The organism is Corynebacterium sp. HMSC074C01 (assembly GCF_001814605.1).
In the GTDB taxonomy this organism is placed as follows: Bacteria; Actinomycetota; Actinomycetes; order Mycobacteriales; family Mycobacteriaceae; genus Corynebacterium.
In genome coordinates this window covers 14,063-37,011 of record NZ_KV817296.1, presented here as the reverse complement: position 1 = coordinate 37,011, position 22,949 = coordinate 14,063, and the positions used below count along the sequence as shown (strand labels likewise).

Below are 22,949 nucleotides of genomic sequence, written 5' to 3'. Positions count from 1 at the left end.
GGGGTTGGCCCCTCAAAGGGTTCGAGGGGAAGAGGATAGTCGATCTGGTTGTCGTGTTCGGATGACATACCGGCTCAGTATACCGGGCTAGCCCTGCCAGCGATCGCGGTTTGCGGACTCGCGCGTAACCTCCCCATCGGTACCAAAGTCAAACTCGTCGACGAGACCGCGGCGTGCCTGGGAAGCGCGTTTACGCTCGGCAGCCGAGACTCGCTCGGTGCTCATGAGGCGGCCATCCTGTCCGCGGCCAGCATCAGTCGCGCGGCCACCAGCCATGGGCTCATACTCGAAGGTGATGTCCCCGATGGTCACCGGGCAGCCTTCCTCCGCGCCCTGGCGGTGCAGTTCCTCTTCGACGCCGGCCTTCGCCAGACGGTCTGCGAGGTAGCCCACGGCCTCGTCGTTTTCGAAGTCGGTCTGGCGAATCCAGCGGTCGATCTTGTCGCCCTCGACGATGAATCCGCCCTCCACCTCGGGGTCTGGGGTGACGGTGAAGTCGGCGAACCTGCCCTTCTTTTTCTTGCCCACGGACTTGGGCTGAATGATGGTGTGGTTCTTGTCCGCGGCGACCTTGGGCTGGGACTTGCGGTGCTCGTTGACCATCTCCATGAGCTTGTATTTGAGTGGGTCGAGGCCCTTGCGCGCGACGGCGGAGATGATGAAAACCGGCCAGCCGTACTTCTCCTCGAGGTCCTCCTTGACGAACTCCGCCAGCTCTTCGGCTTCGGGGATATCTGCCTTGTTGAGGATGATGACGCGTGGGCGCTCGCGCAGATCACCCAGGCCGGTGTCCTGCTCGAGCAGTTCTTGGTACTTGGCCAGCTCGGTTTCAAGAGCCTCGATATCCGAGAGCGGATCGCGGCCGGGCTCGATGGAGGCGGTATCTACCACGTGCGCGAGCACGGCGGTGCGCTCGATGTGGCGCAGGAAGTCGAGTCCCAAACCCTTGCCCTCGGCGGCACCGGGGATCAGACCCGGAACATCCGCCATGGTGAAGGACTCATGGCCCATGTCCACCACGCCCAGATTGGGTTGGAGGGTGGTGAAAGGATAGTCGCCAATCTTTGGCTTGGCCGCCGAGAGGACCGAAATGAGCGAGGACTTACCCGCGGAAGGAAAGCCGACGAGGCCGACGTCCGCCATGGACTTCAGCTCCAGGATGAGATCGCGCGCCTCGCCCGGCTCGCCCTGGAGGGCGAAGCCCGGGGCCTTGCGGGCTGCGGAGGCCAGTGCTGCGTTGCCGAGTCCACCGAAGCCGCCCTCCGCGGCCACGAAGCGGGTTCCCGGGACCGTGAGGTCCGCGAGCATCTCCCCATCCTCGGTATAGACCACGGTGCCTGCCGGCACCTCCAGAATGAGGTCCTTGCCGCGCGCACCGTTACGCCAGTCGCCAGCACCGTTGCCGCCGCGCTCGGACTTGATGTGCGGGCGGTAGTGAAAGTCCATCAGTGTGTGGATCTGGGTTGAGACCTCCAGCAGGATGTCTCCACCGTGGCCGCCGTTGCCGCCATCGGGCCCGCCGAGCGGCTTGAACTTTTCGCGGTGAACGGAGGCGCAGCCATGTCCGCCGTCGCCTGCCTGCAGGTGCAAAACCACTCGGTCAATGAATCGTGCCATGCCCGCTAGTCTAACGGTTCCTGGCATACCGTCCTAGTTGAATGCTGCCGGGGATCTGAAGCAACGCCCCTTTAGTTTTCTCCACGCTCCCCCACCACGCCGGACGCGTGAAAACGACAAAATCCCGAGCAAAAAGCTCGGGATTAAGCCATGAAGCTCTTAGGCAGTAGCTTCTGCAGCGGCCTCTTCAGCCGGAACAATGTTGACCAGACGACGTCCACGCTTGACGCCGAACTCAACAGAACCTGCAGCGAGAGCGAACAGGGTATCGTCGCCGCCGCGACCAACGTTCTCACCCGGGTGGAACTTGGTGCCGCGCTGACGCACGATGATCTCGCCGGCCTTAACCTGCTGACCACCGAAGCGCTTGACGCCGAGACGCTTGGACTCGGAATCGCGACCGTTGCTGGAGCTGGAAGCACCCTTCTTGTGTGCCATGTGGTTTCCCCTCCTTCAGGGATGAATTAGTGCCGGTTAAGGCTTACTTGATACCGGTAATCTTCAGCGTGGTCACCGGCTGACGGTGACCGAGGCGACGCTTGTAACCAGTCTTGTTCTTGTACTTGAGGATGTCGATCTTCGGGCCCTTGCCCTGCTCGACAATTTCAGCGGAGACGGAGACCTTCTCCAGGTCTGCAGCCTTCGACTTGACGGTTGCGCCATCGACGAGCAGAACCGGGGTGAGAGCAACGGAGGAACCCGGCTCACCCTCGATCTTCTCGACCTTGACGAGGTCACCTTCAGCAACCTTGTACTGCTTTCCGCCGGTCTTGACGATCGCGTACATAGAGGGCTACCCCTTATCTAAACTCGGCTCGCTAGCAGCTGGGTGGTGCCGCTAGCGAATGGACATTGGACAATTGCGTTCAGATCATAAGCCGCGAGAGACGCGCGAAAACCGCGTTCGTCCCATCCAGCGCATTCATGGTCTAAACAGCGACTGTCAAAGACTACCCCGTGAGGGGGCGAAAAGGCAAAACGCCTTTTCTAGCGCGACCTGCGCCGTGTCACACGACGCCTCCCGCGCCCACCCCTACGTGTCGTCGGCGCGCCGGTCCGTGCGGCGCCCTCGCGCTCCTTCGCCTCGGTGCTGCGCTCCACGTGCGTGCCACGTTCATTCGGAGTTTGGGCGGAGTGGCTCTGCGCCATCTTGCGCACCACTCGGCGGCGGCCCCGTCCGCGGGAAGTACGCGCGTTTGTGCTTACACCGGAGTCCGCGTTCTTTCGCTCAGCCTTGCCCTCCTTCTTAGAGGTAGCCAGCTGGGCGTCCTTAGCCGGAGCCTCCTCCTGTGCGAAGTCTTCGCGCTTCGGGCGAATATCCGAGCGGGAGTTTCCGCGTGTGCGGCGCTTGCGACGCGGTGAGTTCTCGAAGGCCGCTACGGCCTCCTCGTAGGTCTGCTCCGAGCGCTGCGCGGAGGATTTTTCCGCTTCAGCGTTGTTAGCGTTCCTATCCTGCTTCTCCTGCTGTGCGCGTGGGTCTTCGCTTATTTCCTCGCGCTGCGGTTCCTGGAAGGTACGCGTTGCCCGGCGCGGCTTGCGCGAGCGCTTCTGCTTTGACTTCGGCCTCGAACGCTGTGCTTCCAGACTTTCCGCTACGGCATAACCAATGGACGCGCTATCCGGCGTATCCGTGTCATCTTCATCGACAACGACCACGCTGGCCACGAGCTCTTCCAGTGAGGATTCCTCGTCACGCGCCGCTTCTTCGTTATCAGCCTGGGAAACCTCGTGCTCAGACGGTGTGTCCTCGTCATGGCGGTGCATGCGGACGGCTGCCGGGTGTTTCTTTGGATCCCGCTGCGGTGCGCGGCGTTCCTTCCGAGCATGGCGCTGCGGCTTCGAGTTCTCTTCCTCGGTGTCCTCATCAACCGGGTAGTCGTGGATGATGATTCCTCGGCCGTGGCAGGCCTCGCACTCGGTGGAGAAAGTCTCGATGAGGCCGGTGCCCACGCGCTTGCGCGTCATCTGCACCAAGCCCAGTGAGGTCACCTCGGAAACCTGGTGGCGAGTCCGGTCACGCCCCAATGCTTCCTTGAGGCGGCGCAGCACCAAGTCTTGGTTCTCCGGCAGGACCATATCGATGAAGTCCACGACGATCATGCCACCGATATCGCGCAGGCGCATCTGACGCACGATCTCCTCGGCTGCTTCGAGGTTATTGCGCGTCACCGTCTCCTCGAGGTTGCCACCGGAGCCGGTGAACTTGCCGGTATTGACGTCGATGACCGTCATAGCCTCCGTACGGTCAATAACGAGCGTGCCGCCCGACGGCAACCAGACCTTGCGGCCGAGAGCCTTCTGCAGCTGCTCATCGATGCGGTAGGAGCTGAAGGCATCCTCACCATCGTGCTCGCGCGCGTCATAGCGCACCACGCGGTCGGCCAAGTCATGCGCCATGGAATCCACGTAGGCGCTGACCGTGTTGTAGGAACGCTTACCATCCACCACCAAGGTACTGAAGTCCTCATTAAAGAGGTCGCGCACCACCTTGATGAGCAAATCCGGCTCTTCATACAGGGTGACCGGCTTGGCGCCCTTCGTTGCCTTTTCATGCGCGGCGCGGGCGCTGATGTCCTCCCACAGGGAGTGCAGGCGGTTGACGTCGGAGGCAATGTCCTCCTCCGACACGTTTTCCGCGGCCGTGCGGATGATGGCGCCGCCATCTCCTGGGATGACGCGCTCCAGGATTCCCTTGAGGCGCTTGCGCTCCGGTGCCGGCAGCTTGCGGGAGATTCCCGCGCTGCGCCCGCCGGGCACGTACACCAGGAAGCGACCGGCCAGGGAAATCTGGGTGGTCAAACGCGCGCCCTTATGACCGATGGGGTCCTTGGCCACCTGGACGAGAACCTGATCACCAGACTTCAAGGCGTTTTCTACCTTGCGGCTGCGCCCGCCAATCCCCAAGGCGCGCCAGTCGATGTCGCCCGCGTACAGCACGCCGTTTCGGCCCTGTCCAATATCGACGAAGGCCGCCTCCATCGAAGGCAAGACATTCTGCACACGGCCCAAGTAGATATTGCCTATCTGGGAAGGGTGCGTTTCGGTCGTGACGAAGTGCTCGACCAAAAGGTCATCCTCCAACACACCAACCTGCGTGATGATGCCCGCGCCGTCGGTGCGCTGCTTATCGCGCACCACCATGGTGCGCTCGACCGATTCGCGGCGCGCCAAGAACTCCGCTTGGGAGACAATGTGCTGGCGCTCCCGTCCCTTCTCCCGCAACTCCGCGCGGCGACGGCGCTGTGCCTCGATACGGGTCGAGCCCTTAATCGCCTTCGGCTCTTCGATGTGCTCGACTTCCTCACGGGCGGGCCCACGGCCTTCTGCCCCGCGGCCACGGGAGGTGCCGCGGCTGCCACGCCGGCGACCGCGCGGCTGGCTTAGCGGCGCTGCATCCTCTTCGGTCTCTTCCTCGCGTACTTCCGGCTTCTGGCGCTTGGCTGGCGGCGTGATCTTCGGCGCCATGAAGACTGGCGCAAAGTCGTACACGTCCGGGTCTTCCTCCGCCATCGGGGTAATCAGCGGGGTGAGGTCATCTTCCTCGTCGCTTTCGCCGGCCTCAGCGAGCGCCTCGTGCAGCATTTCTGCATCGACCTTGTCGACGATCTGCGAAATCTCGTTATCAACGTTCTTACGAACGCGCTCGCGCAGCTTCTCTTCTTCCTCGCTCAGCTGCTCCGGCTCCGCAGTCTGTACCGGCGTGACTTCCCGGGACTCCCCCGCGCCATCCGGTTGCGCCGCAGACTCTTCCGGTGCAGGTTCCTCTGCCTGCTCCTTCGACTCAGCCTTCTTGCCTGCCTTGCTCACGCGCTTGACCGCACGCTTGGTCCGCTTCTTCTTGACGGTCTTCTCTGGCTTGTCCTCTGCCGGAACCTCCGGCTGGTCAGCATCGTCGACCTGAGCTGCCGACTGGTCGGCGTCCTCGGCTGCGGCCTGCTCGGGGGCTTCGGTGGCGGGCGCGAGGGCGTCGATAAGCTGGCCCACCTCTTGCGGTGTCAGCGAAGACTGCGCGGACTTCTTGATTCCCATCTCCGCAAACTGAGCCACCAACTCCTTGGAGGCCACACCCAGCTGCTTTGCCAAAGCATAAAGGCGGGTCTTGGGTGCGAGCGCCTCGCGGTCAATCCCCGCTACAGCTGCGGCCAGCGTCGATTCAGTGCGTACTTCTTCTGTTTTCTTCTTGGATGCCATCAGTGGCTAATCTCCTGAGGTTGTGCTCACCCCGGGCGCAGGTTGCCGCCACACGGTAGTGAGTCTTTGAAAAAATTCTCTTCGTCTTTATTAAGTTGTCAGCGCCTTCCATTCTGGCACAGAGCTCGAACGAGGCTCACATGTTAGTATCGCCGCTATGCCCGATAGCGCGCCCACAAACACACCGGCAGAGCGGAAATTGCCTGAACCGGCACCACGTACTGTGGCCCAGGCGCGCGCCCGGAACGAGATTGCGCTACAGGATATTGTCACCGTGGCCGTGCCCGCGGGCATCGCCTCCGGCCTTCGCGTCGTTGACTTCCCTTATCCCTACGCGGTTCCGGTCTACGGGGTGCTCATCATGGTGATGCTCTACGGAGCCTTCCGCATCATTCGCAGCGAGCCAAAGTTCGTCCAAGCTGCGCAAGAAGAGTACCGGGCGGGCGATTACCCTCTTCTCGCCTACTTTCTACCGGTGCTTGCTATCTTCTCCCCTCTCATCACTGAGGGAATTAAGTCCACCGGGATTATCGGCGATATCTCACCCAACCCCATCCTTATCGCCGCTGGACTTACTGCCTTCTCCATCCCCGCGTTCATCTTCGGCGGCCGTGCGTTCGGCACAACCTCCTACCGAGTGGGCAGGCGCCGCATCAAGGCGATCACCGAACAAGGAAGCCTCGAAGGCGTCACTCAAGCGAGCATCGCCGCGGTAGAAACTCACCCGGAAGTCCTCAGCGGGCTGGTCGCCGCCGGCGCAGTCACTGGCAATACCACCTCCATCTCTGAGCTGGGGCGGCTGATCGGCTACGAGGAGGGGCTCGAAGAAGAACTCCGTGAACTCGAAGCAGCCGGCGTGGTGAAGCTGCCTGGTTTCATCAAGTGGAGTGGTGAGCGGACCTTTAACATCACTCTGACCGAATCCGGCGTGCGCAGCATGGACGCTGCACGCACGCGCTAGCGCGGAAGAGTGTCATCTCCTGGGAAGAGTTTCGGACCAATCCACAGCATGAAATAGACCAAACCAACGAGGACTGGGATCTCAACAAGGGGACCAATCGTTCCGGCAAGGGCTTGAGCAGACATCGCTCCGAAGGTGCCGATGGATACCGCAATAGCAAGCTCAAAGTTATTTCCTGCTGCAGTGAACGCCACGCTGGCAGACTGCGCGTAATTCATGCCAACGGCCTTTGCTACGCCCAGCGACAGCACAAACATGCCCACGAAGTAGATAACCAGCGGCACGGCCACGCGCACTACCGTTGCTGGCTGCTCCACAATGTGCTCGCCCTGCAGGGAAAAGAGCAACACAATTGTGTACAGCAGACCAATCATGGCCAGGGGCGATACGGCTGGGAGGAAGCGGTTCTCAAACCATTCCCGTCCTTTTACCTTTTCGCCCCACACGCGAGACAGCGCACCCAACAGGAACGGTATGCCCAAGAAGACGAGTACGGCCTTGACGATGGCCCAGAAGGAAAAGTCAGCGCTCGTCGTGTCCAGTCCCAGCCATCCGGGGAGGACGCGCAGGTAGAACCAGCCCAGAACACCAAACATAGCGACCTGGAAGATGGAGTTCAGGGCGACAAGCACAGCCGTTGCCTCGCGGTCAGCGCATGAGAGGTCCGACCACACAAGCACCATGGCGATACAGCGAGCAAGGCCCACGATGATGAGGCCGGTGCGCAGCTCCGGCTGGTCCGCCAAGAACAGCCACGCCAGGGTAAACATAAACGCCGGCCCCACCAGCCAGTTGAGGACGAGCGATACCGCCATGAGGCGGCCATCCGTGGCAATTTCCTTGGTCTTCTCGTAGCGAACCTTGGCCAAGGGTGGGTACATCATGACGAGGAGACCAATGGCGATCGGAATGGAAATCCCGCCGATTTCAACGGCGCCCAAGGCTTGGCCAATCCCGGGAATGAAGTGGCCAATGAGCAGTCCGGCAGCCATCGCCAGAATGATCCACATGGGTAAAAATCGGTCAAGAAAAGACAACGTCGGGCGCTGCGACACGGCCATGCCTCTCCCTCCTTCAAGGTTGAACAGAGCACGATACGAACATGCAATGTACAGCACGTATTGATACACGTCAATATAACGTAGGGTGCAAGGATAACCCCTATACTGATCGCATGGCTTCCTCTTCCACGCCCGAAACCAGCGCGCCCAGCACTGAGTGTTGCTCCTTAAGCACAGGCCCGCTCAGCGACGCCGAGGCGAGGCATTTTTCGCAGCAATTCAAAGTGCTGGCAGACCCTGCCCGCCTGCGTCTTTTGTCCATCCTGTGTGATGAAGGCTGTGGGCCCATGAGTGTCACGGAACTCACCGAGCTCACTGCGCTGAGTCAGCCCACGGTCTCGCACCACCTAGCGCGCCTGCGGGAAGCCGGCTTGCTATCCAGACAGCAATGCGGCCGCACCGTCACCCATCAGGTGCACAAAGACGCTTTTGCGGCCTTGCGCACGCTGCTGTCGTTCGACTAACCGGTACCTGATCGGATCTGCGCTCGAGCACACAGGACGGGTTCGGGGTAAGGGGCAGAAATAACAAAGGCCCGAGCGCTATGCTCGGGCCTTATTGCGCGCTAGGTGCGATGAACTTCTTAGAGGTTCGGGAACCAGATGGAGATCTCGCGCTCAGCGGACTCCGGGGAGTCGGAACCGTGGACAACGTTCTCGCCAACGGTCAGAGCGAAGTCACCGCGGATGGTGCCCGGGGTGGCCTTCTCAACCGGGTGGGTGCCACCGGCCAGCTGACGCCATGCGGCAATAGCGGACTCGCCCTCGACGATGCCAGCAACCAGCGGCGCAGAGGTGATGAAGTCAACGAGCTCGCCGAAGAAAGGCTTGTCCTCGTGCTCGGCGTAGTGCTTCTTTGCGGTCTCCTCGTCGGCGACACGCAGATCCATGGCGACGAGCTTCAGGCCCTTGCGCTCGATGCGGGAGATAATCTCGCCCACGTGGCCGTTCTTGACGCCGTCCGGCTTGATGAGAATCAGTGTACGTTCAGTCATAGGGCACATAGTACAGAATGGGTGCTCCCGCGTCCTGCCAGTGGGCCAATTATTAAGCGCTACGTAAGACGTTGCACGATTTCCTCCGCGCGCTCATGGCTCGTGCCACGAAACCACAACTGCACTTGGCGCACCGCCGTGCCGTACTGGCCGCTGTCTAGCAGGCTTTTCAGCTCCTCGCGATGCCACTCTTCCAGATCCGCAAACTCCACCGGCCGCTCATCGCGCTGCTGCTTGAGCATGCCAACAACAAGGAAGACGAAAGCCGGAATCAGCAATGCGAGCGGAAACGCGAAGCCACCAAAGTACAGTTTGGCCACGAGTGCGGCGATGCACAGCAGTGCGGAAAGACCGTAGAGCAGAAAGAGCATGCCCGTTAGTCTAGCGCGTTGAGAATCGACTGCAGCCAGACACGAGAGCTCATGAGCAGGCGCTTTGCCGCCGCAGTATGGGGAGCCCACAGCTCGAAGGCATGCACCCCGCCGTCGATGACCTCGCACTGTGTAGGCACGCCAGCAGCTTTCAGGCGCTCGGCGTAATCCACGATTTCGCCGTAGAAAAGCTCGCTGCTGCCCGCGTACAGCCACGCCGGCGGTAGGCCAGACAGATCCGCGCGGCGGCCGGGCACGGCATAGGGGGCGTCCGGGTTGCCGTTGACGTAGTAGCGCCAAGCCTGTGCGTTGGAGTCCGCGTCCCAGATGGGGTTGCGGTCGGTGGAGGCTGTGCGGTCATCGAGCATCGGGCAGAACAACCACTGCCCTGCTGGTTGAACCCCGCCTTCATCGTGGAGGCGTTGGCACAGTGCCGCGGCGAGCCCTCCCCCGGCGCTCTGCCCGCCGATAACAATCCGATCCTGGCTGATTCCCAGCTCTTCCGCATGCGTGAGGAGCCAGTGGTGGGCCGAGTGGACGTCGTCAAGCGCGGCCGGATAAGGGTTCTCCGGGGCGAAGCGGTAGCGTGGCGCGACAACGGCGACTCCAACCTCCGCGGCCGTCTCCTTGAGGTGTTTGACGTCCTGGCGCGGATGCCCCATGAGCAGCCCGCCACCGTGGATCCACAACACAGCGCCGCGCGGTTTCTCCGGGCTATAGATAGTCGCGTGGATTTCGGCGTTCTTCACCCGCCGCGTGCGCACGCCCTGGATTAAGGGCGCGGGCCACAGCGCTGGCATGATGCGCCCGGCGCGGCGGATCAGCGGGTTGGTCGGATCCCACAAAGACATGAATACCGCTCCCGCGCGCAGCTCGGGCCGGATATACACCGCAGCGACCTACTTCTCAGTCAGGTGCTGCGTGGTGAGGTAGCCGCGCTCCATGCGGGCGACGATCACCGAGCGCATATAGGCCGCGAGTGCCCAGAGCAGGGCGAAGATGATGAAGATGGTCGCCACGGACCAGTGGACCATAAAGCCGAGAACGATACCGATGACGTGGAGGACAATCTGCACTCCAACGATCCACGGCTTATTCATGAAGGGGAAGGACGCCAGGAGCAGCACCATAAAACCGATCACCACGCCATAGTTGAACGGGGTCCACAGGGTGCCGTCATAGAGCTTGTACAGCATCGGCAGCGCCAAGACAAAGGTGATGAGTTCCAGTGTGAGGGAGCTGGCCACCACCATGCCGCCGAATTGCTTGAGCGGATCCTTGGCTGGTGCCTCGCCCAAGCCAAGCGGGCCAATCTCTTCCTCAGGGACGGGTTTGCGGGGGCTCATGCGGGTTCCTTTCCAAAGAGTGCGCGGGCGTCACCGGCTGTGACCACCGAGCCAGTAATCACGATGCCAGACCCAGACTGCACGTCGGCATCCTCCGCCAATTCAACGGCCTGAGTATAGGCACTGGGGAGGTCGGGCTCGACGTACACGCGCTCTTCGCCGAAGATGTCGCGGGCGAGCTCCGCCAGCTCATAGGCATCGCGGGCACGCGGGGAGGTGTTCTGCGTGATCACGACTTCCGTGAGGACCGACTCGAGGGCAGTGAGGATGCCGGCGGCGTCCTTGTCCGTGAAGATGGACACCACGCCGATGAGGCGCGCGAAATCGAAATCGCGGTCGAGCGCTGCGGCCAGGGCCTTGGCCCCGTGCGGGTTGTGGCAAGCATCCAGGAAGGTCGTGGGGCTGGTGCGCACGCGCTCCAAACGGCCGGGTGAAACGGCCTTGGCAAAGCCGGTGCGCACGGAGGCGATGTCGAGCTGATTGCCTGCCGACGCCCCGAAGAAAGCCTCCACCGCAGCCAAAGCGACGGCCGCGTTCTTGGCTTGGTGCTCGCCGTGCAGCGGCAGGAAGATGTCTTCGTACATCCCACCCAGGCCCTGGATGGTGAGCTGCTGGCCGCCGACGGCAATGCGGGATTCCAGCGCGGCGAACTCAGAACCGGCGCGGGCCACGCCCGCACCGACGTCCACGGTGCGCTGCAGGATAACCCGCATTGCCTCGGGGTCTTGCTCGGCCACAATGGCGATGTTCTCCCCGGGCGTAAGCACATCATCGGCATCGTGTTCGCGGGCCTTGATGATCCCGGCCTTTTCACCGGCAATCTCCGTGATGGTGTCACCGAGGTAATCCGTGTGGTCGAGGCCCACCGGCATGACCACGGCCACCTCTGCGTTGACCACGTTGGTGGCATCCCACGTGCCGCCGAGGCCGACCTCGACGACGGCGACGTCGATGGGGGCATCGGCGAAGGCTGCGTAGGAAATACCGACCAGCACCTCGAAGGTGGACATGGGGATGTCGGAGCGGGAATCCACCATTTCCACATAAGGCTTGATTTCGCGCCAAATGCGCACGAAGTCGCGCGGGTGGATGGGGTGGCCGTCGATGCCAATGCGCTCGGTCACCAGCTGCAGGTGGGGGCTGGTGACGAGGCCTACCCGCCGATGGAAGGAGCGCAGCAGCGAATCGATCATGCGCGCGGTCGAGGACTTGCCGTTGGTGCCGGCGACCTGGATGACGTGGAAGGAACGCTCCGGATTACCCAGGAGATCCATGAGCATCTCGATGCGCTCGAGGCTGGGCTCAATGATGGTTTCGGGGGCGCGGGCGTTAAGCTCCGCCGTCACCTGAGCCAGCTCCGCTAGCTCCTCTGGCGTGGCCTGCTCAGGCGCTGCCTCCTCGTAGTCATCCTCGCCGCCGAGGTTGAGGGTTAGGCCAGAATCGGTGATTTCCACCGGCCCACCATCGGTGCCCTCCGCGAGGGCATCGACGACCTCAAATTCCTCGAGGTTCTTCTCCTCCGCCACTACTTGAGTCCCTCCAGACGTGCGGTGATGCGCTCGACCTCCTCCTGGGCCACCTGCTGACGCACGCGGATCTTCTCCACGACTGCCTCCGGCGCCTTGGACAGGAAGGCCTCGTTCCCCAACTTCTTGCCGGTCTGGTCCAGTTCCTTCTGGGCCTTGGCCAGATCCTTCTCCAAGCGCTTGCGCTCAGCGACGACGTCGACGGCACCGGAGGTATCCAAGGTGACCTCAACGGTGGCCTGGGACAGACGCACCTCGATGGAAGCAGACGCGGTGAAGTCCTCGCCCGGCTCCGTGGTATTGGCCAGGTTGCGGATGAGTCCCTCCTGCTCCTGCAGGTCAGCCGCGGCGAAGTCGAGGCGGCCCGGGACCTTCTGGGAAGGCTTGACGCCCTGATCGGAGCGGAAGCGGCGCAGCTCGGTGATGAGCTTGTCGGCATCCTGAATGCGGCGGGCAGCCACCTCATCCTTCTCCGCGCCACCGTTGGTGTGCTCCTGGGTAGGCCACTGCGCGGTGACGATGGTCTCCCCGCCAGTCAGAGCCTTCCACAGGACCTCGGTGACGAAAGGCATGGTCGGGTGCAGCAAGCGCAGAACCAGGTCAAGAACGCGGCCCAAAACGATCTGGGTCGTGCGTCCGGTGGCCTGCTCCTCGGCGCTCGCCGCATCGAAGTCGCGCGGGATCTGGGTCTTGGCAATCTCCAGGTACCAGTCACACAGCTCATCCCACACGAAGTGGTAGAGCAGCTCATTGGCCTTGGCGAACTGGTAGTCATCCAGGTAGGCGTCGACCTTGGCGCGGACCTCCTCGGAGCGGTCGAGGATCCAGCGGTCGGCGTCGGTCAGCGCGTCGCGTGCCGGCAGCTCCGCCACGCCCGCGCCGTTCATGAGCGCGAACTTGGTGGCGTTAAAGAGCTTGGTGGCGAAGTTACGTCCGGCGGCGGCAGCGTCGACTGCCAGCGGCAGGTCCACGCCCGGGTTGGCACCGCGGGCCAGGGTGAAACGCAGCGCGTCCGCACCATAGTCGCGCACCCAATCCATCGGGTCGATGCCGTTGCCCAGGGACTTCGACATCTTGCGGCCCTGCTCATCGCGCACGAGACCATGGAGGTAAATATCCGTGAACGGCACCTGCGGGCGGCCATCCTTGCCTTCGCCGAGCAGCTCCGGGGTGTGCGCGCCGGCAAAGGTGCCGAACATCATCATGCGTGCGACCCAGAAGAAGAGGATGTCATAGGCGGTAACCAGCACGTTCGTGGGGAAGAACTTCTCCAGATCGGCGGTCTTTTCCGGCCAGCCCATCGTGGAGAAAGGCCACAGCGCAGAGGAGAACCAGGTGTCCAGAACGTCCGGGTCCTGGACGTAGCCTTCCGGCGCTTCCTCGTCGGGACCAAGGCAGATGATGTCGCGCTGGCCGTCCTCGCCCTCTGGCCCGTACCAAATGGGGATGCGGTGACCCCACCACAGCTGGCGGGAGATGCACCAATCGTGCATGTCATCGACCCACTCGAAGTAGCGCGGCTCCAGGGACTTCGGGTGGATGGTGGTATCGCCCTCGCGGACGGCGTCGCCGGACATCTTCGCCATCTTCTCCACGGCCACAAACCACTGCAGGCTCAGGCGCGGCTCAATCGGCTCGCCGGAGCGCTCCGAGTGGCCCACGGAGTGGACGTAGGGGCGGATCTCCTTGACAATGCGGCCCTGTTCGCGCAGCGCCTCACGGATCTCTACGCGGGCCTCTTCGCGGGTCAGGCCGTCAAACTTCGTGCCGGTATTCGCGATGTGTCCGGTGGTGTCCATGATGGTGGGCATGTCCAGGTCATGGCGCAGGCCCATGGCATAGTCATTCGGATCGTGTGCCGGCGTGATCTTCACTGCACCAGTACCGAATTCCATGTCCACGTAGTCATCGGCAATGATCTTCAGGCTCAGGTCATCGCGGAAGGGGTGTGGCAGCTCCTGGCCCACCAGGTGGGCGTAGCGCTCGTCCTCGGGGTGGACGGCAATGGCGACATCGCCCAGCATCGTCTCCACACGGGTGGTGACCACGATGAGGTGCGGTTCATCGTCGTTCAGCGAGCCATAGCGAATGGAGACAAGCTCGCCCTCGACGTCCTTGTACACCACCTCGATATCGGAGACGGCGGTCTCCAGCACCGGGGACCAGTTGACCAGGCGGTTGGCCTGGTAGATCATGCCCTCGTCGTAGAGGGTCTTGAAGATGGTCTGGACGGCGCGGGAGAGGCCATCATCCAGCGTGAAGCGCTCACGGGACCAATCCACCGAGTCACCGATGGCACGCATCTGGTTTTGGATGGTGCCGCCGAACTCTTCCTTCCATTCCCAGACCTTGTTGATGAATTCTTCGCGCTCATAATCCCAGCGCTTCTTGCTCTCCTGCTCACGCAGGCGGGCCTCCACCTTGGTCTGGGTAGCGATACCGGCGTGGTCAGCGCCCGGCAGCCACAGGGTGGCATAGCCCTGCATGCGCTTACGGCGAATGATGGAATCGATCAGAGTGTGGTCCAACGCGTGGCCCATGTGCAGCTGGCCGGTGACGTTCGGCGGCGGCAGCACGATGGAATAGGGCTCGGCCTCCGAGGACGCGTCCGGGGTGAAGTAACCGGCGTTTACCCAGCCTTCGTAGAGGTCTTTCTCTACTGCCTGCGGCTCCCAGGACTTGGGAAGCTGGTCCGCGCGGTTGGTGCCAACGAGTTGCTCTTTATTCTGATCAGTCACCTGGCCAACTCTACCCTGTACGTCAACTGGCACTAGCGCCCTGTCTAGAGTAAGAGCATGTCTCACAATCCTGGCCACCGCGCCCGTCTCCGCACCCGCTTCTTTGCTCAAGCCAAAGAGAACTCTCAGGCCTTTGCGTGCCTGACGAGCTATGACTGCATGACCGCCGAAATCTTCGATGAAGCCGGGGTGGATCTCCTGCTCGTCGGCGATTCCCTGGCCAATGTGGTCCTGGGCCGCGAAACCACGCTCTCGCTTACCCTCGATGAAATGATTCCGCTGGCCCGCGCCGTGGTTTCAGCTACCTCCCGCGCCTTCGTGGTGGTGGACTTGCCCTTCGGTTCCTATGAGGCCGGCCCCGCCCAGGCACTGGAGTCTGCCGTGCGCGTCATGAAGGAAACCGGCGCGCAGGCCGTGAAGCTCGAGGGCGGTGCCGAGCGCGCACCGATTGTTGCCGCGCTTGTCGCCGCCGGCATCCCCGTCTGCGCCCACATCGGATTCACGCCCCAACAGGTTCACGCCTTGGGCGGCTTCGTGGTCCAGGGCCGCGGTGCCGGTGCGGAGAAGCTGCACACGGACGCCCGCGCGCTTGCCGACGCCGGCGCCTTCGCCGTGGTACTGGAGATGGTCCCAGCTGCGTTGGCTGAGGAGGTGACCAAGGAACTGCCCATCCCCACCATCGGTATTGGCGCCGGCGCACAGACCGACGGCCAGATCCTCGTGTGGACCGATGCCTTCGGGCTGGGCGGACCCAAGGCGCCGCGCTTCGTGCGCCGCTACGCAAACCTGCGCGGCGCGCTGCTGAAGGGTGCGAAGAATTACGTGGCCGATGTGGGCGAGCGCTCCTTCCCCAACGCCGAGGAATCCTTCGAGGACTAAAGTTTGGGCCATGCAGATCCTTACAACTAAATCTGAACTCCGCGCCTTCCGCGCGGCCGCATCCGGCACCGTGGGATTGGTGCCCACGATGGGCGCGCTTCACGAAGGCCACGCTTCCCTCGTTCGCCGCGCCCGCGAGGAGAATGACACCGTGGTGTGCTCGGTCTTTGTCAATCCCCTCCAATTCACCGACCTCGGCGATTGCGAGGACTACCGCGCCTACCCGCGCGACCTCGACGCGGATGCAGCACTGCTCGATTCTCTAGGCGTGGATGCGGTTTTCGCTCCCACCGTGGAGGAGATGTACCCGGGTGGCACCCCGCGGGTGTGGGTGCGCACGGGTGAGATGGGCTCGGTCTTGGAAGGCGCTTCGCGCCCCGGTCACTTCGACGGCGTGGCCACTGTGGTGAGCAAGCTATTCACTCTCGTGCGCCCCGACCGCGCCTACTTCGGGCAGAAGGATGCCCAGCAGGTAGCCATTATTCGGCGCTTGGTGGCGGACCTCGACCTGCCACTCGACATCGTCAGCGCGCCCATCGTCCGCGCGGCGGACGGCGTGGCCGAGTCCAGCCGCAACGCTCGCTTGAGCCCTGCCGAGCGCGAGCAGGCCGTGGCGCTGTCCCAGGCGCTCTTCGCACTGCGGGATGGTGCATCCCTCAAGGAGGCTGAAGCCCAGCTTGCTTCCTCCCCCGGCGTGACGGTGGACTACCTCACCGTGGTGGATCCAGCCACGCTCGAGCCCGTTGATGCACAACACCGGCCCGCCCTGGCGCTCGTTGCAGCGCAGGTGGGGCCAGTGCGGCTCATCGATAACTTAGTGCTTGAGTCTTAGTCCTTGAGCAGGTGGGCTACGGCCTCGCGCTCCTCACGCAGCTCTTGAACCGAGGCCTCGATGCGTTCCTTCTGGAAATCGTTGAGCTCGAGGCCTTGCACGATTTCCCACTTGCCGTCGCGGGCGACGGTGGGGAAACCTGCGACGAGGCCCTCGTCCACGCCATAGGAGCCATCGGAGACGACGGCTGCGGTACGCCAGTCCTCGGTGCCATGGATCCAATCGTGCATGTGATCCACCGCGGCAGAGGCTGCGGAGGCAGCTGAAGACTTACCGCGCACGGCGATGATCTCAGCGCCGCGCTTGGCCACCTTCGGAATCATCTCTTCCTTGTACCAGGTCTCATCAACCTCGGCGTTGGAGAAGGTCAGGTCCGGAAACTGGGAGGCAGAGTGATTGCCCCACACGGCAACCTTGGTCAGCTCCGCGGTAGGCACGCCCGTCTTGAGGGAGACTTGGCTCTGGGTGCGGTTGTGGTCCAGGCGCATGAGCGCGGTGAACTGGCTCGGGGCCAGGTCCGGTGCGCTGTTGGCAGCGATATAAGCATTGGTGTTGGCCGGGTTACCCACGACGAGGACGCGGACATCGCGCGCAGCGACGTCGTTCAGCGCCTTGCCCTGGACCGTGAAAATGGCACCGTTGGCTTCCAGCAGGTCGGCGCGCTCCATGCCCTTGCTGCGCGGGCGGGAACCGACGAGGAAAGCAGCCTTGGTGTCCTTGAAGGCCACGTTCGGATCATCGGTGACGGTAATGCCGCGCAGGAGGGGGAAAGCAGAGTCATTAAGCTCCATGGCCACGCCTTCAGCGGCGCCCACGGCGTCCGGGATTTCCAGCAAAGCCAGCTCCACCGGGGTGTCCTTGCCATAGACATCGCCCGCAGCGATGCGCCACAGCAGAGAGTAGGCGATGTTGCCGGCGGCGCCGGTCACGGTGATCTTGACGGGTTTCGATGCAGTCATGTGCGAGTCCTTTCGGCTGGGTATTCACCTTCCCACCCTAGTCCCGTTTTTCGCCCCCGTGGGGTGTGATTTTACCCCCGAAAGATGCGAGTTCTTTGTACTTGAGCTCCACGGCCGTCTTTTTTCGGCATAGTGGACAACTGTACGCATATCCATCGACTAGACGGGACCTTCCATGAGCACTGAGACTTCATCGGTCGACTCCGGCTCTGTTGAGCACGTGATCGATGTTGCGATATCGGAGTTTTCGGAGCATGGTTATGCCGAAACCAAGCTCGAGACCGTATCGAAGCTGTCTGGGATGTCCAAGCGCATGATCCACTACTACTTCGGGGATAAGAAGGGGCTCTACCAGCAAGCCTTGGCAGCGGCAGCGCGGCGCCTCAACCCGCCAGAGGGCAGCCTCGAGATCAATTCTGCTGTCCCAGTCGAGGGCGTGCGCACCTTGGTGGATTGGTTGTTCCGCCAACATGTGAATAACCCCGAAGCCATCCGGATGCTAACGATGGAATCCTCCCACAGTGTGCTGGAGTCCTCGCAGGCGCTTGTCGACGTGTCCGAGATCTCCCTCCACCTCGACAGGCTGCTCATGCTGGGCCAAGATTCCGGCGCGTTCCGCCCGGGAATTTCCGCCAACGATATTTTCACGCTGATTTCTGCGCTCTCGATGTACCGGGTGACGAATCACGCGATGATGAGCAACCTGCTCGACATCAACATGTACACCCACAACAACACTGAGGGGCTGCACCGCATGGCGGTCGATGCTGTGCTGGCTTTCCTTACGGCGAACATCCCGGACATCGGCTTCGAGTCCTACCTCACCCAGAACGAAACCGAGCTCGATGCTGAGTCCGCGCCCTTGGATGTCTACTCCACCGAGGACGAGGGCGACGCGTCAGCGAGCCTCTACGAATGACGCGCCGGCGGGGACTCTACGGTTAGAGCCCTCTCCCCAGCACCGCGCGAGCAAAGAAACCAAAGTAAAGGAACCATCTGCGCGCCGGCCTGAGCACAAGCCCAGGTCACAATTTCACTCCACAGCTACATGGTCCCATTCATCTGGTTCCTTTGCCCCAACAGGCAGATGGCATCTGACAGAAGGCGTTTTTAGACCTGAAAACGCCATGTAGACAGCACAAAAGGCATCTTCAGCCTTGAAGATGCCTTTTAAGAGATGCCGTTTAGGCGGATTCCTTCGCCTCGTCCGAGTACACGAACTCCGGCTCGCCGCCGTCAGTCACGCAGTCCTGCGTGATGTGGACGCTGGCGATGTCCTCGCGGTCTGGGAGGTCATACATGATGGGCACGAGCAGCTCCTCCATGATGGCACGCAGGCCGCGGGCACCGGTCTTGCGCTCGAGCGCGAGCTCGGCGATTGCCTCCAGCGCCTCATCCTCGAAGTGCAGCTCCGCACCATCCATGCTGAACAGGCGCTGGTATTGCTTGACCAGCGAGTTCTTCGGCTCCACGAGCACCTTCACCAGCGATTCGCGGTCCAGGTTATCCACCGTGGCAACCACCGGCAGGCGGCCGATGAATTCTGGGATGAGGCCGAACTTCACTAGGTCTTCCGGGCGCACCTGGGAGAAGAAGTCGACTGATTCCTTCTCGTCTTTGGTCTCCAGCTTGGCGCCGAAACCCACGCCCTTCTTGCCCACGCGCTCCGAAATCACCTTATCCAAGCCCGCGAAAGCACCGGCCACGATGAAGAGGATGTTCGAGGTATCCAGCTGGATGAACTCCTGGTTCGGGTGCTTGCGCCCGCCCTGCGGAGGGATTGCTGCAACGGTTCCCTCAAGAATCTTCAGCAGGGCCTGCTGCACGCCTTCACCGGACACATCGCGGGTAATCGAGGGGTTCTCCGACTTGCGGGAGATCTTGTCCACCTCATCGACGTAGATGATGCCGTGCTGCGCACGCTCCACGTCAAAGTCCGCTGCCTGCAGCAGTTTGAGCAGGATGTTCTCCACATCCTCGCCCACATAACCGGCCTCGGTCAGGCTCGTGGCATCCGCGATGGCGAAGGGGACGTCGAGCAGGCGCGCCAGGGTCTGCGCCAGGTAGGTCTTTCCGGAGCCCGTCGGTCCCAGCATCAGGATGTTGGACTTAGAGATCTCCACCTCTTCATCCTGCGACTTCTTCCGACGGCCCTCCAGGCCCGCGGCTTCCTCAGCCTTGATGCGCTTGTAGTGGTTGTACACAGCCACCGACAACACGCGCTTGGCCTGGTCCTGGCCAATGACGTACTTATCCAGAAAAGCCGAAATCTCCGAAGGGCGCGGAAGGCGCATTTCCTTCTCTTCGTCCGCCTCGGCCTGAGCCGCGCCGAGCTCCTCCTCGATGATTTCATTGCAGAGCTCGATGCACTCGTCACAGATGTAGACACCGCCGCCGGCGATAAGCTTCTTCACCTGCTTCTGACTCTTTCCACAGAAGGAACACTTGAGCAGGTCAGCGCTTTCTTGCATACGTGCCATGAAGGCCTTTCAACTCTTTTCTCTGGGGTTGGGTGGAGCGATTTTACCGCAGTTTATTCCACTCTAGTAAACCACCCAGACCCCAGCGCTATTCCGCACGCGGCGGCGCGCCACTGAATTTAAAACGGCAGTCAGTAGACATAGACAGAGCGGTTCACTAACTTACATCGAAACCGCTCCATCAGCAGAAAGATTTTCATGGACATCCGCGAACTCATCGACCGCTCCCCCATGGGCGCGCGCCAGTGGCTCATCATCGTCATTGCCCTCTTCCTCAATGCCCTCGACGGCTACGACATGGTCGCCATGGCCTTCGGCGCCGGACCTGTCAGCGGAGAATTCGTCTTATCCGATTCCTCCCTAGGCTGGCTCCTCTCCGCCGCACTCATCGGTATCGGCCTCGGCTCACTCTTCCTCGCCCCGTTAGCTGACCGCCTCGGGCGCACCACCCTCATTACGGTCTCGCTGATCATCGACCTCGTCGGCCTCGTGCTCACCGCGCTCGCGCCCACGTTCAGCCTTCTCCTGATTTGCCGCCTCATCACCGGCATTGGCGTCGGCGGCGTGCTTGTCTGTGTCACCGTACTCGTCAGCGAGTACTCCAACCTGCGCTTCCGCGGCCTAGCCGTCGCCATCTACGCCTCCGGCTATGGCCTGGGTGCTTCATTCTGCGGAGTTATCGCCTCCTCCTTCGATAGCTGGCAGCCCATCTTCTGGGTTGGCGCAGCGCTCACCGTCTTAGCCCTTATCCTCACGGTTGCTTTCGTCCCCGAGTCCGCCGACTTCCTCGCCGCCCGCGGCCGCATGGATTCGGTCCGCACCATCGCCGCCAAACTCGGCCTCAAGGGCGAGGTCAGCGTCCGCCCCCGCACCACCCACAAGGCCTCCTACAAAGACCTCGTCTCGCCACAGTTCCTGCGCACCTCCATCAAGCTCTGGCTGGCGTTCAGCTTCATCATGTTTGCCTACAACTTCACTTCACAGTGGACCCCGAAGCTGCTTACCGCCGAGGGGCTAACCGCCCAGCAAGGCATCATCGGCGGCATCATGCTCTCCTTCGGCGGTGCAATCGGCGCCATCCTCTTCGGCCTTTTCACCACGCGCATCGACGCCCGCCCGCTTCTCATCGCCTTCTGCCTCGTCTCCTCCGTCGTGCTCGTCGGTTTCATCAACTCCACCGCGGTGCCCACCCTCATGTTCACCCTCGGTGTCGGCGTAGGTCTTACCCTCAACGCCTGCATCTCCGGCCTTTACACCGTCACCCCGGAGGCTTACCCTTCGGCGCTGCGCACCACGGGTACGGGCGCTGCCATCGGCATCGCTCGCGTGGGCGCTACCCTCGCTCCCATCCTGGCGGGCTATCTGCTCGAAAGCGGCTGGACCCCAACGGGGCTCTACACCCTCGCCGGCGCTACCGCTGTGTTGGCCGCAATCTCCCTCATCGGTGTGCGCGCCTACACGGCAACCACCAAGCAGACAGCACCCCAGACCGTGGCGGCCTAGGCTGGAGGGGCACACAGCCCCAACCGCTTAGGAGCAGTACATGTTTAATCTTCAGGACCACGTTGCCATCGTCACCGGCGGCGCCGCCGGAATCGGCCGCGGCATCGTCAGCGCTCTACGCGAAGCCGGCGCGACCGTCGTCATCGCTGACCTCAACCTCGAGGCCGCGCAGAAGACTGCCGAAGAACTCGGGGCGGACGCCCTGCTTGTCGACGTCACCTCGCGCGACTCCGTCCGCAACCTCTACAGGGACGTCGTCAAGCGCTATGGCCGCATCGACATCGTCTGTTCCAACGCCGGTGTCTTCCCCAACTGCCCGCTCGAGGACATAACCGACGAGCAATGGGACGCCATGTTCGCCATCAACACGCACGGCACGTTCACCGTGGTGCAGGAAGCACTGCCCTACATGAAGAAAGCGGGCTACGGGCGCATCGTCATCACGACGTCTATCACCGGCTCGCACACCGGCTACCCAGGCTGGGCGCACTACGGCGCTTCGAAGGCCGCACAACAAGGCTTCATGCGCTCCGCGGCACTGGAAGTTGCCCGTGATGGCATCACCATCAATGGTGTTCTGCCAGGCAACATCCTCACCGAGGGTTTGGAGGGCCAGGGTCAGGAGTACCTCGACCAAATGGCACGCTCCGTCCCTATGCACCGCTTAGGTTCCCCGCGCGATATCGGCAACGCCGCGGCCTTCCTCGCCTCCCGCGAAGCAGGCTACATAACGGGCCAGACCATCATCATTGACGGCGGCCAGATCCTCCCCGAGTCCCCCGAGGCCATCCTGCCGCCCTACGAAGCCTAAGCATGGCCGAAGCCCCGCTATCTACTAGACAGCGGGGCTTTAAGCTTGATTACTTAGGCGTTGAGCTTGCGGTAATCAAAGACGGTATCGATGAGACCGTAGTCAACGGCTTCCTGCGCGGTAAGAATCTTGTCGCGGTCAGTATCGATGCGCACCTGCTCCGCAGTGCGGCCGGTGTGCTCAGCCAGGGTCTCCTCCATGAGGCGGCGCATGCGCTCGATCTCGTTGGCCTCGATCTCAAGGTCCGACACCTGGCCCTGCGTGCCCTGCGTACGCGGCTGGTGAATCAGCACACGAGAGTTCGGCAGCGCAGCGCGCTTGCCCGGAGCACCGGCGGCCAACAGAACAGCCGCTGCGGATGCCGCCTGGCCCAGGCACACGGTCTGCACGTCCGGGCGGACGTAGCGCATGGTGTCGTAGATAGCCATCAGCGCAGTAAACGAGCCACCCGGGGAGTTGATGTACATCGTGATATCGCGGTCCGGGTCCTGGGACTCGAGGACCAGCAGCTGCGCCATGATGTCGTTGGCGGAGGTGTCATCGACCTGGGTGCCCAGGAAGATGATGCGCTCTTCAAAGAGCTTGGAATACGGGTTGGTGGTCTTCGATCCCTGTGCGTTCTGCTCAATGAACTCCGGCAGAACGTAGCGGGAAGAAGGCATCTGAAGGTTAGACATAGT

21 protein-coding genes are annotated in these 22,949 nt (G+C 62.3%); 7 read left to right on the top strand and 14 right to left on the bottom strand.

What is annotated here, in order from left to right:
* Positions 1-87: 87 nt before the first annotated feature.
* From obgE to HMPREF2978_RS09235, 4 genes are all read right to left on the bottom strand, one after another.
* Positions 88-1,617 carry a GTPase ObgE gene (gene obgE, locus HMPREF2978_RS09250; RefSeq protein WP_070525715.1) on the bottom strand — a complete coding sequence of 510 codons (1,530 nt, stop codon included), beginning with the start codon at positions 1,615-1,617 and terminating at the stop codon, positions 88-90.
* Between the two features lie 159 nt (positions 1,618-1,776).
* Positions 1,777-2,055, bottom strand: coding sequence for a 50S ribosomal protein L27 (rpmA, locus tag HMPREF2978_RS09245; RefSeq protein WP_010190882.1), 279 nt, complete (start codon positions 2,053-2,055; stop codon positions 1,777-1,779).
* Between the two features lie 43 nt (positions 2,056-2,098).
* Entirely contained in the window at positions 2,099-2,404 is a 306-nt protein-coding gene (gene rplU / locus HMPREF2978_RS09240) for a 50S ribosomal protein L21 (protein WP_010190885.1), read from the bottom strand.
* 200 nt (positions 2,405-2,604) lie between these two features.
* Positions 2,605-5,808, bottom strand: coding sequence for a translation initiation factor IF-2 N-terminal domain-containing protein (locus HMPREF2978_RS09235; protein ID WP_070745143.1), 3,204 nt, complete (start codon positions 5,806-5,808; stop codon positions 2,605-2,607).
* Positions 5,809-5,965: 157 nt separating this feature from the next.
* On the opposite strand from HMPREF2978_RS09235, the gene HMPREF2978_RS09230 reads away from it, so the two are divergent.
* Entirely contained in the window at positions 5,966-6,769 is an 804-nt protein-coding gene (locus HMPREF2978_RS09230; protein WP_246818757.1) for a hypothetical protein, read from the top strand.
* On the opposite strand, the gene arsB is transcribed toward HMPREF2978_RS09230, so the two are convergent.
* Entirely contained in the window at positions 6,766-7,830 is a 1,065-nt protein-coding gene (arsB, locus tag HMPREF2978_RS09225; protein WP_070745141.1) for an ACR3 family arsenite efflux transporter, read from the bottom strand. The two genes, HMPREF2978_RS09230 and arsB, sit on opposite strands and share 4 nt — an antisense overlap.
* Before the next feature lie 113 nt (positions 7,831-7,943).
* Between arsB and HMPREF2978_RS09220 the strand changes: the two genes are divergently transcribed.
* Positions 7,944-8,294, top strand: a complete 351-nt coding sequence (locus HMPREF2978_RS09220) for an ArsR/SmtB family transcription factor (RefSeq protein ID WP_046648980.1) — start codon at positions 7,944-7,946, stop codon at positions 8,292-8,294.
* A gap of 119 nt (positions 8,295-8,413) precedes the next feature.
* Here the strand turns inward: HMPREF2978_RS09220 and ndk are convergent, their stop codons facing one another.
* From ndk to HMPREF2978_RS09190, 6 genes are read right to left on the bottom strand one after another with little or no spacing between them, the layout of a single operon-like run.
* The gene (gene ndk / locus HMPREF2978_RS09215) at positions 8,414-8,824 is read right to left on the bottom strand and encodes a nucleoside-diphosphate kinase (protein WP_039676402.1); all 411 of its coding nucleotides are present in this window, start codon (positions 8,822-8,824) and stop codon (positions 8,414-8,416) included.
* 59 nt (positions 8,825-8,883) lie between these two features.
* Positions 8,884-9,195 carry a hypothetical protein gene (locus HMPREF2978_RS09210; protein ID WP_070745139.1) on the bottom strand — a complete coding sequence of 104 codons (312 nt, stop codon included), beginning with the start codon at positions 9,193-9,195 and terminating at the stop codon, positions 8,884-8,886.
* Between the two features lie 5 nt (positions 9,196-9,200).
* Positions 9,201-10,046, bottom strand: coding sequence for an alpha/beta hydrolase (locus HMPREF2978_RS09205; RefSeq protein ID WP_070525748.1), 846 nt, complete (start codon positions 10,044-10,046; stop codon positions 9,201-9,203).
* A gap of 48 nt (positions 10,047-10,094) precedes the next feature.
* Positions 10,095-10,541, bottom strand: a complete 447-nt coding sequence (locus HMPREF2978_RS09200; RefSeq protein ID WP_010190895.1) for a DUF4233 domain-containing protein — start codon at positions 10,539-10,541, stop codon at positions 10,095-10,097.
* Entirely contained in the window at positions 10,538-12,067 is a 1,530-nt protein-coding gene (locus HMPREF2978_RS09195; RefSeq protein ID WP_070745138.1) for a bifunctional tetrahydrofolate synthase/dihydrofolate synthase, read from the bottom strand. The genes HMPREF2978_RS09200 and HMPREF2978_RS09195 overlap by 4 nt, the downstream gene beginning before the upstream one ends.
* The gene (locus HMPREF2978_RS09190; RefSeq protein WP_070745132.1) at positions 12,067-14,805 is read right to left on the bottom strand and encodes a valine--tRNA ligase; all 2,739 of its coding nucleotides are present in this window, start codon (positions 14,803-14,805) and stop codon (positions 12,067-12,069) included. The genes HMPREF2978_RS09195 and HMPREF2978_RS09190 overlap by 1 nt, the downstream gene beginning before the upstream one ends.
* A 57-nt stretch (positions 14,806-14,862) precedes the next feature.
* Between HMPREF2978_RS09190 and panB the strand changes: the two genes are divergently transcribed.
* Positions 14,863-15,684, top strand: coding sequence for a 3-methyl-2-oxobutanoate hydroxymethyltransferase (gene panB, locus HMPREF2978_RS09185; RefSeq protein WP_070525703.1), 822 nt, complete (start codon positions 14,863-14,865; stop codon positions 15,682-15,684).
* A 10-nt stretch (positions 15,685-15,694) separates the two neighbouring features.
* Positions 15,695-16,516, top strand: a complete 822-nt coding sequence (gene panC / locus HMPREF2978_RS09180; RefSeq protein WP_070645367.1) for a pantoate--beta-alanine ligase — start codon at positions 15,695-15,697, stop codon at positions 16,514-16,516.
* Here the strand turns inward: panC and HMPREF2978_RS09175 are convergent.
* Complete coding sequence (locus HMPREF2978_RS09175; protein WP_070745130.1) at positions 16,513-17,475, bottom strand: malate dehydrogenase; 963 nt, start codon at positions 17,473-17,475, stop codon at positions 16,513-16,515. The two genes, panC and HMPREF2978_RS09175, sit on opposite strands and share 4 nt — an antisense overlap.
* Positions 17,476-17,650: 175 nt before the next feature.
* On the opposite strand from HMPREF2978_RS09175, the gene HMPREF2978_RS09170 reads away from it, so the two are divergent.
* Positions 17,651-18,394 (top strand): TetR/AcrR family transcriptional regulator, encoded by a 744-nt coding sequence (locus HMPREF2978_RS09170; RefSeq protein ID WP_070447801.1) that lies wholly within the window; start codon positions 17,651-17,653, stop codon positions 18,392-18,394.
* Between the two features lie 265 nt (positions 18,395-18,659).
* Here HMPREF2978_RS09170 and clpX read toward each other — a convergent pair whose 3' ends face one another.
* A complete protein-coding gene (clpX, locus tag HMPREF2978_RS09165) occupies positions 18,660-19,955 on the bottom strand; it encodes an ATP-dependent Clp protease ATP-binding subunit ClpX (protein WP_070525692.1) in 1,296 nt (431 codons plus the stop codon).
* A gap of 198 nt (positions 19,956-20,153) precedes the next feature.
* On the opposite strand from clpX, the gene HMPREF2978_RS09160 reads away from it, so the two are divergent.
* Positions 20,154-21,458 carry an MFS transporter gene (locus HMPREF2978_RS09160; RefSeq protein WP_070745128.1) on the top strand — a complete coding sequence of 435 codons (1,305 nt, stop codon included), beginning with the start codon at positions 20,154-20,156 and terminating at the stop codon, positions 21,456-21,458.
* A gap of 40 nt (positions 21,459-21,498) precedes the next feature.
* On the top strand, positions 21,499-22,269 hold the full coding sequence (fabG, locus tag HMPREF2978_RS09155) for a 3-oxoacyl-ACP reductase FabG (RefSeq protein ID WP_070525688.1): 771 nt from the start codon (positions 21,499-21,501) through the stop codon (positions 22,267-22,269).
* A 53-nt stretch (positions 22,270-22,322) separates the two neighbouring features.
* Here fabG and HMPREF2978_RS09150 read toward each other — a convergent pair whose 3' ends face one another.
* Entirely contained in the window at positions 22,323-22,946 is a 624-nt protein-coding gene (locus HMPREF2978_RS09150) for an ATP-dependent Clp protease proteolytic subunit (RefSeq protein WP_010190916.1), read from the bottom strand.
* Positions 22,947-22,949: the final 3 nt, after the last annotated feature.

Coding starts and splice junctions, on each gene's coding strand:
- fabG (WP_070525688.1), top strand. CDS start 21,499: ATGTTTAATCTTCAGGACCACGTTGCCATCGTCACCGGCGGCGCCGCC.
- panB (WP_070525703.1), top strand. CDS start 14,863: ATGTCTCACAATCCTGGCCACCGCGCCCGTCTCCGCACCCGCTTCTTT.
- obgE (WP_070525715.1), bottom strand. CDS start 1,617: ATGGCACGATTCATTGACCGAGTGGTTTTGCACCTGCAGGCAGGCGAC.
- HMPREF2978_RS09150 (WP_010190916.1), bottom strand. CDS start 22,946: ATGTCTAACCTTCAGATGCCTTCTTCCCGCTACGTTCTGCCGGAGTTC.
- clpX (WP_070525692.1), bottom strand. CDS start 19,955: ATGGCACGTATGCAAGAAAGCGCTGACCTGCTCAAGTGTTCCTTCTGT.
- HMPREF2978_RS09205 (WP_070525748.1), bottom strand. CDS start 10,046: ATGTCTTTGTGGGATCCGACCAACCCGCTGATCCGCCGCGCCGGGCGC.
- HMPREF2978_RS09210 (WP_070745139.1), bottom strand. CDS start 9,195: ATGCTCTTTCTGCTCTACGGTCTTTCCGCACTGCTGTGCATCGCCGCA.
- HMPREF2978_RS09230 (WP_246818757.1), top strand. CDS start 5,966: ATGCCCGATAGCGCGCCCACAAACACACCGGCAGAGCGGAAATTGCCT.
- ndk (WP_039676402.1), bottom strand. CDS start 8,824: ATGACTGAACGTACACTGATTCTCATCAAGCCGGACGGCGTCAAGAAC.
- HMPREF2978_RS09220 (WP_046648980.1), top strand. CDS start 7,944: ATGGCTTCCTCTTCCACGCCCGAAACCAGCGCGCCCAGCACTGAGTGT.
- HMPREF2978_RS09170 (WP_070447801.1), top strand. CDS start 17,651: ATGAGCACTGAGACTTCATCGGTCGACTCCGGCTCTGTTGAGCACGTG.
- rplU (WP_010190885.1), bottom strand. CDS start 2,404: ATGTACGCGATCGTCAAGACCGGCGGAAAGCAGTACAAGGTTGCTGAA.
- HMPREF2978_RS09235 (WP_070745143.1), bottom strand. CDS start 5,808: ATGGCATCCAAGAAGAAAACAGAAGAAGTACGCACTGAATCGACGCTG.
- HMPREF2978_RS09200 (WP_010190895.1), bottom strand. CDS start 10,541: ATGAGCCCCCGCAAACCCGTCCCTGAGGAAGAGATTGGCCCGCTTGGC.
- rpmA (WP_010190882.1), bottom strand. CDS start 2,055: ATGGCACACAAGAAGGGTGCTTCCAGCTCCAGCAACGGTCGCGATTCC.
- HMPREF2978_RS09175 (WP_070745130.1), bottom strand. CDS start 17,475: ATGACTGCATCGAAACCCGTCAAGATCACCGTGACCGGCGCCGCCGGC.
- arsB (WP_070745141.1), bottom strand. CDS start 7,830: ATGGCCGTGTCGCAGCGCCCGACGTTGTCTTTTCTTGACCGATTTTTA.
- panC (WP_070645367.1), top strand. CDS start 15,695: ATGCAGATCCTTACAACTAAATCTGAACTCCGCGCCTTCCGCGCGGCC.
- HMPREF2978_RS09160 (WP_070745128.1), top strand. CDS start 20,154: ATGGACATCCGCGAACTCATCGACCGCTCCCCCATGGGCGCGCGCCAG.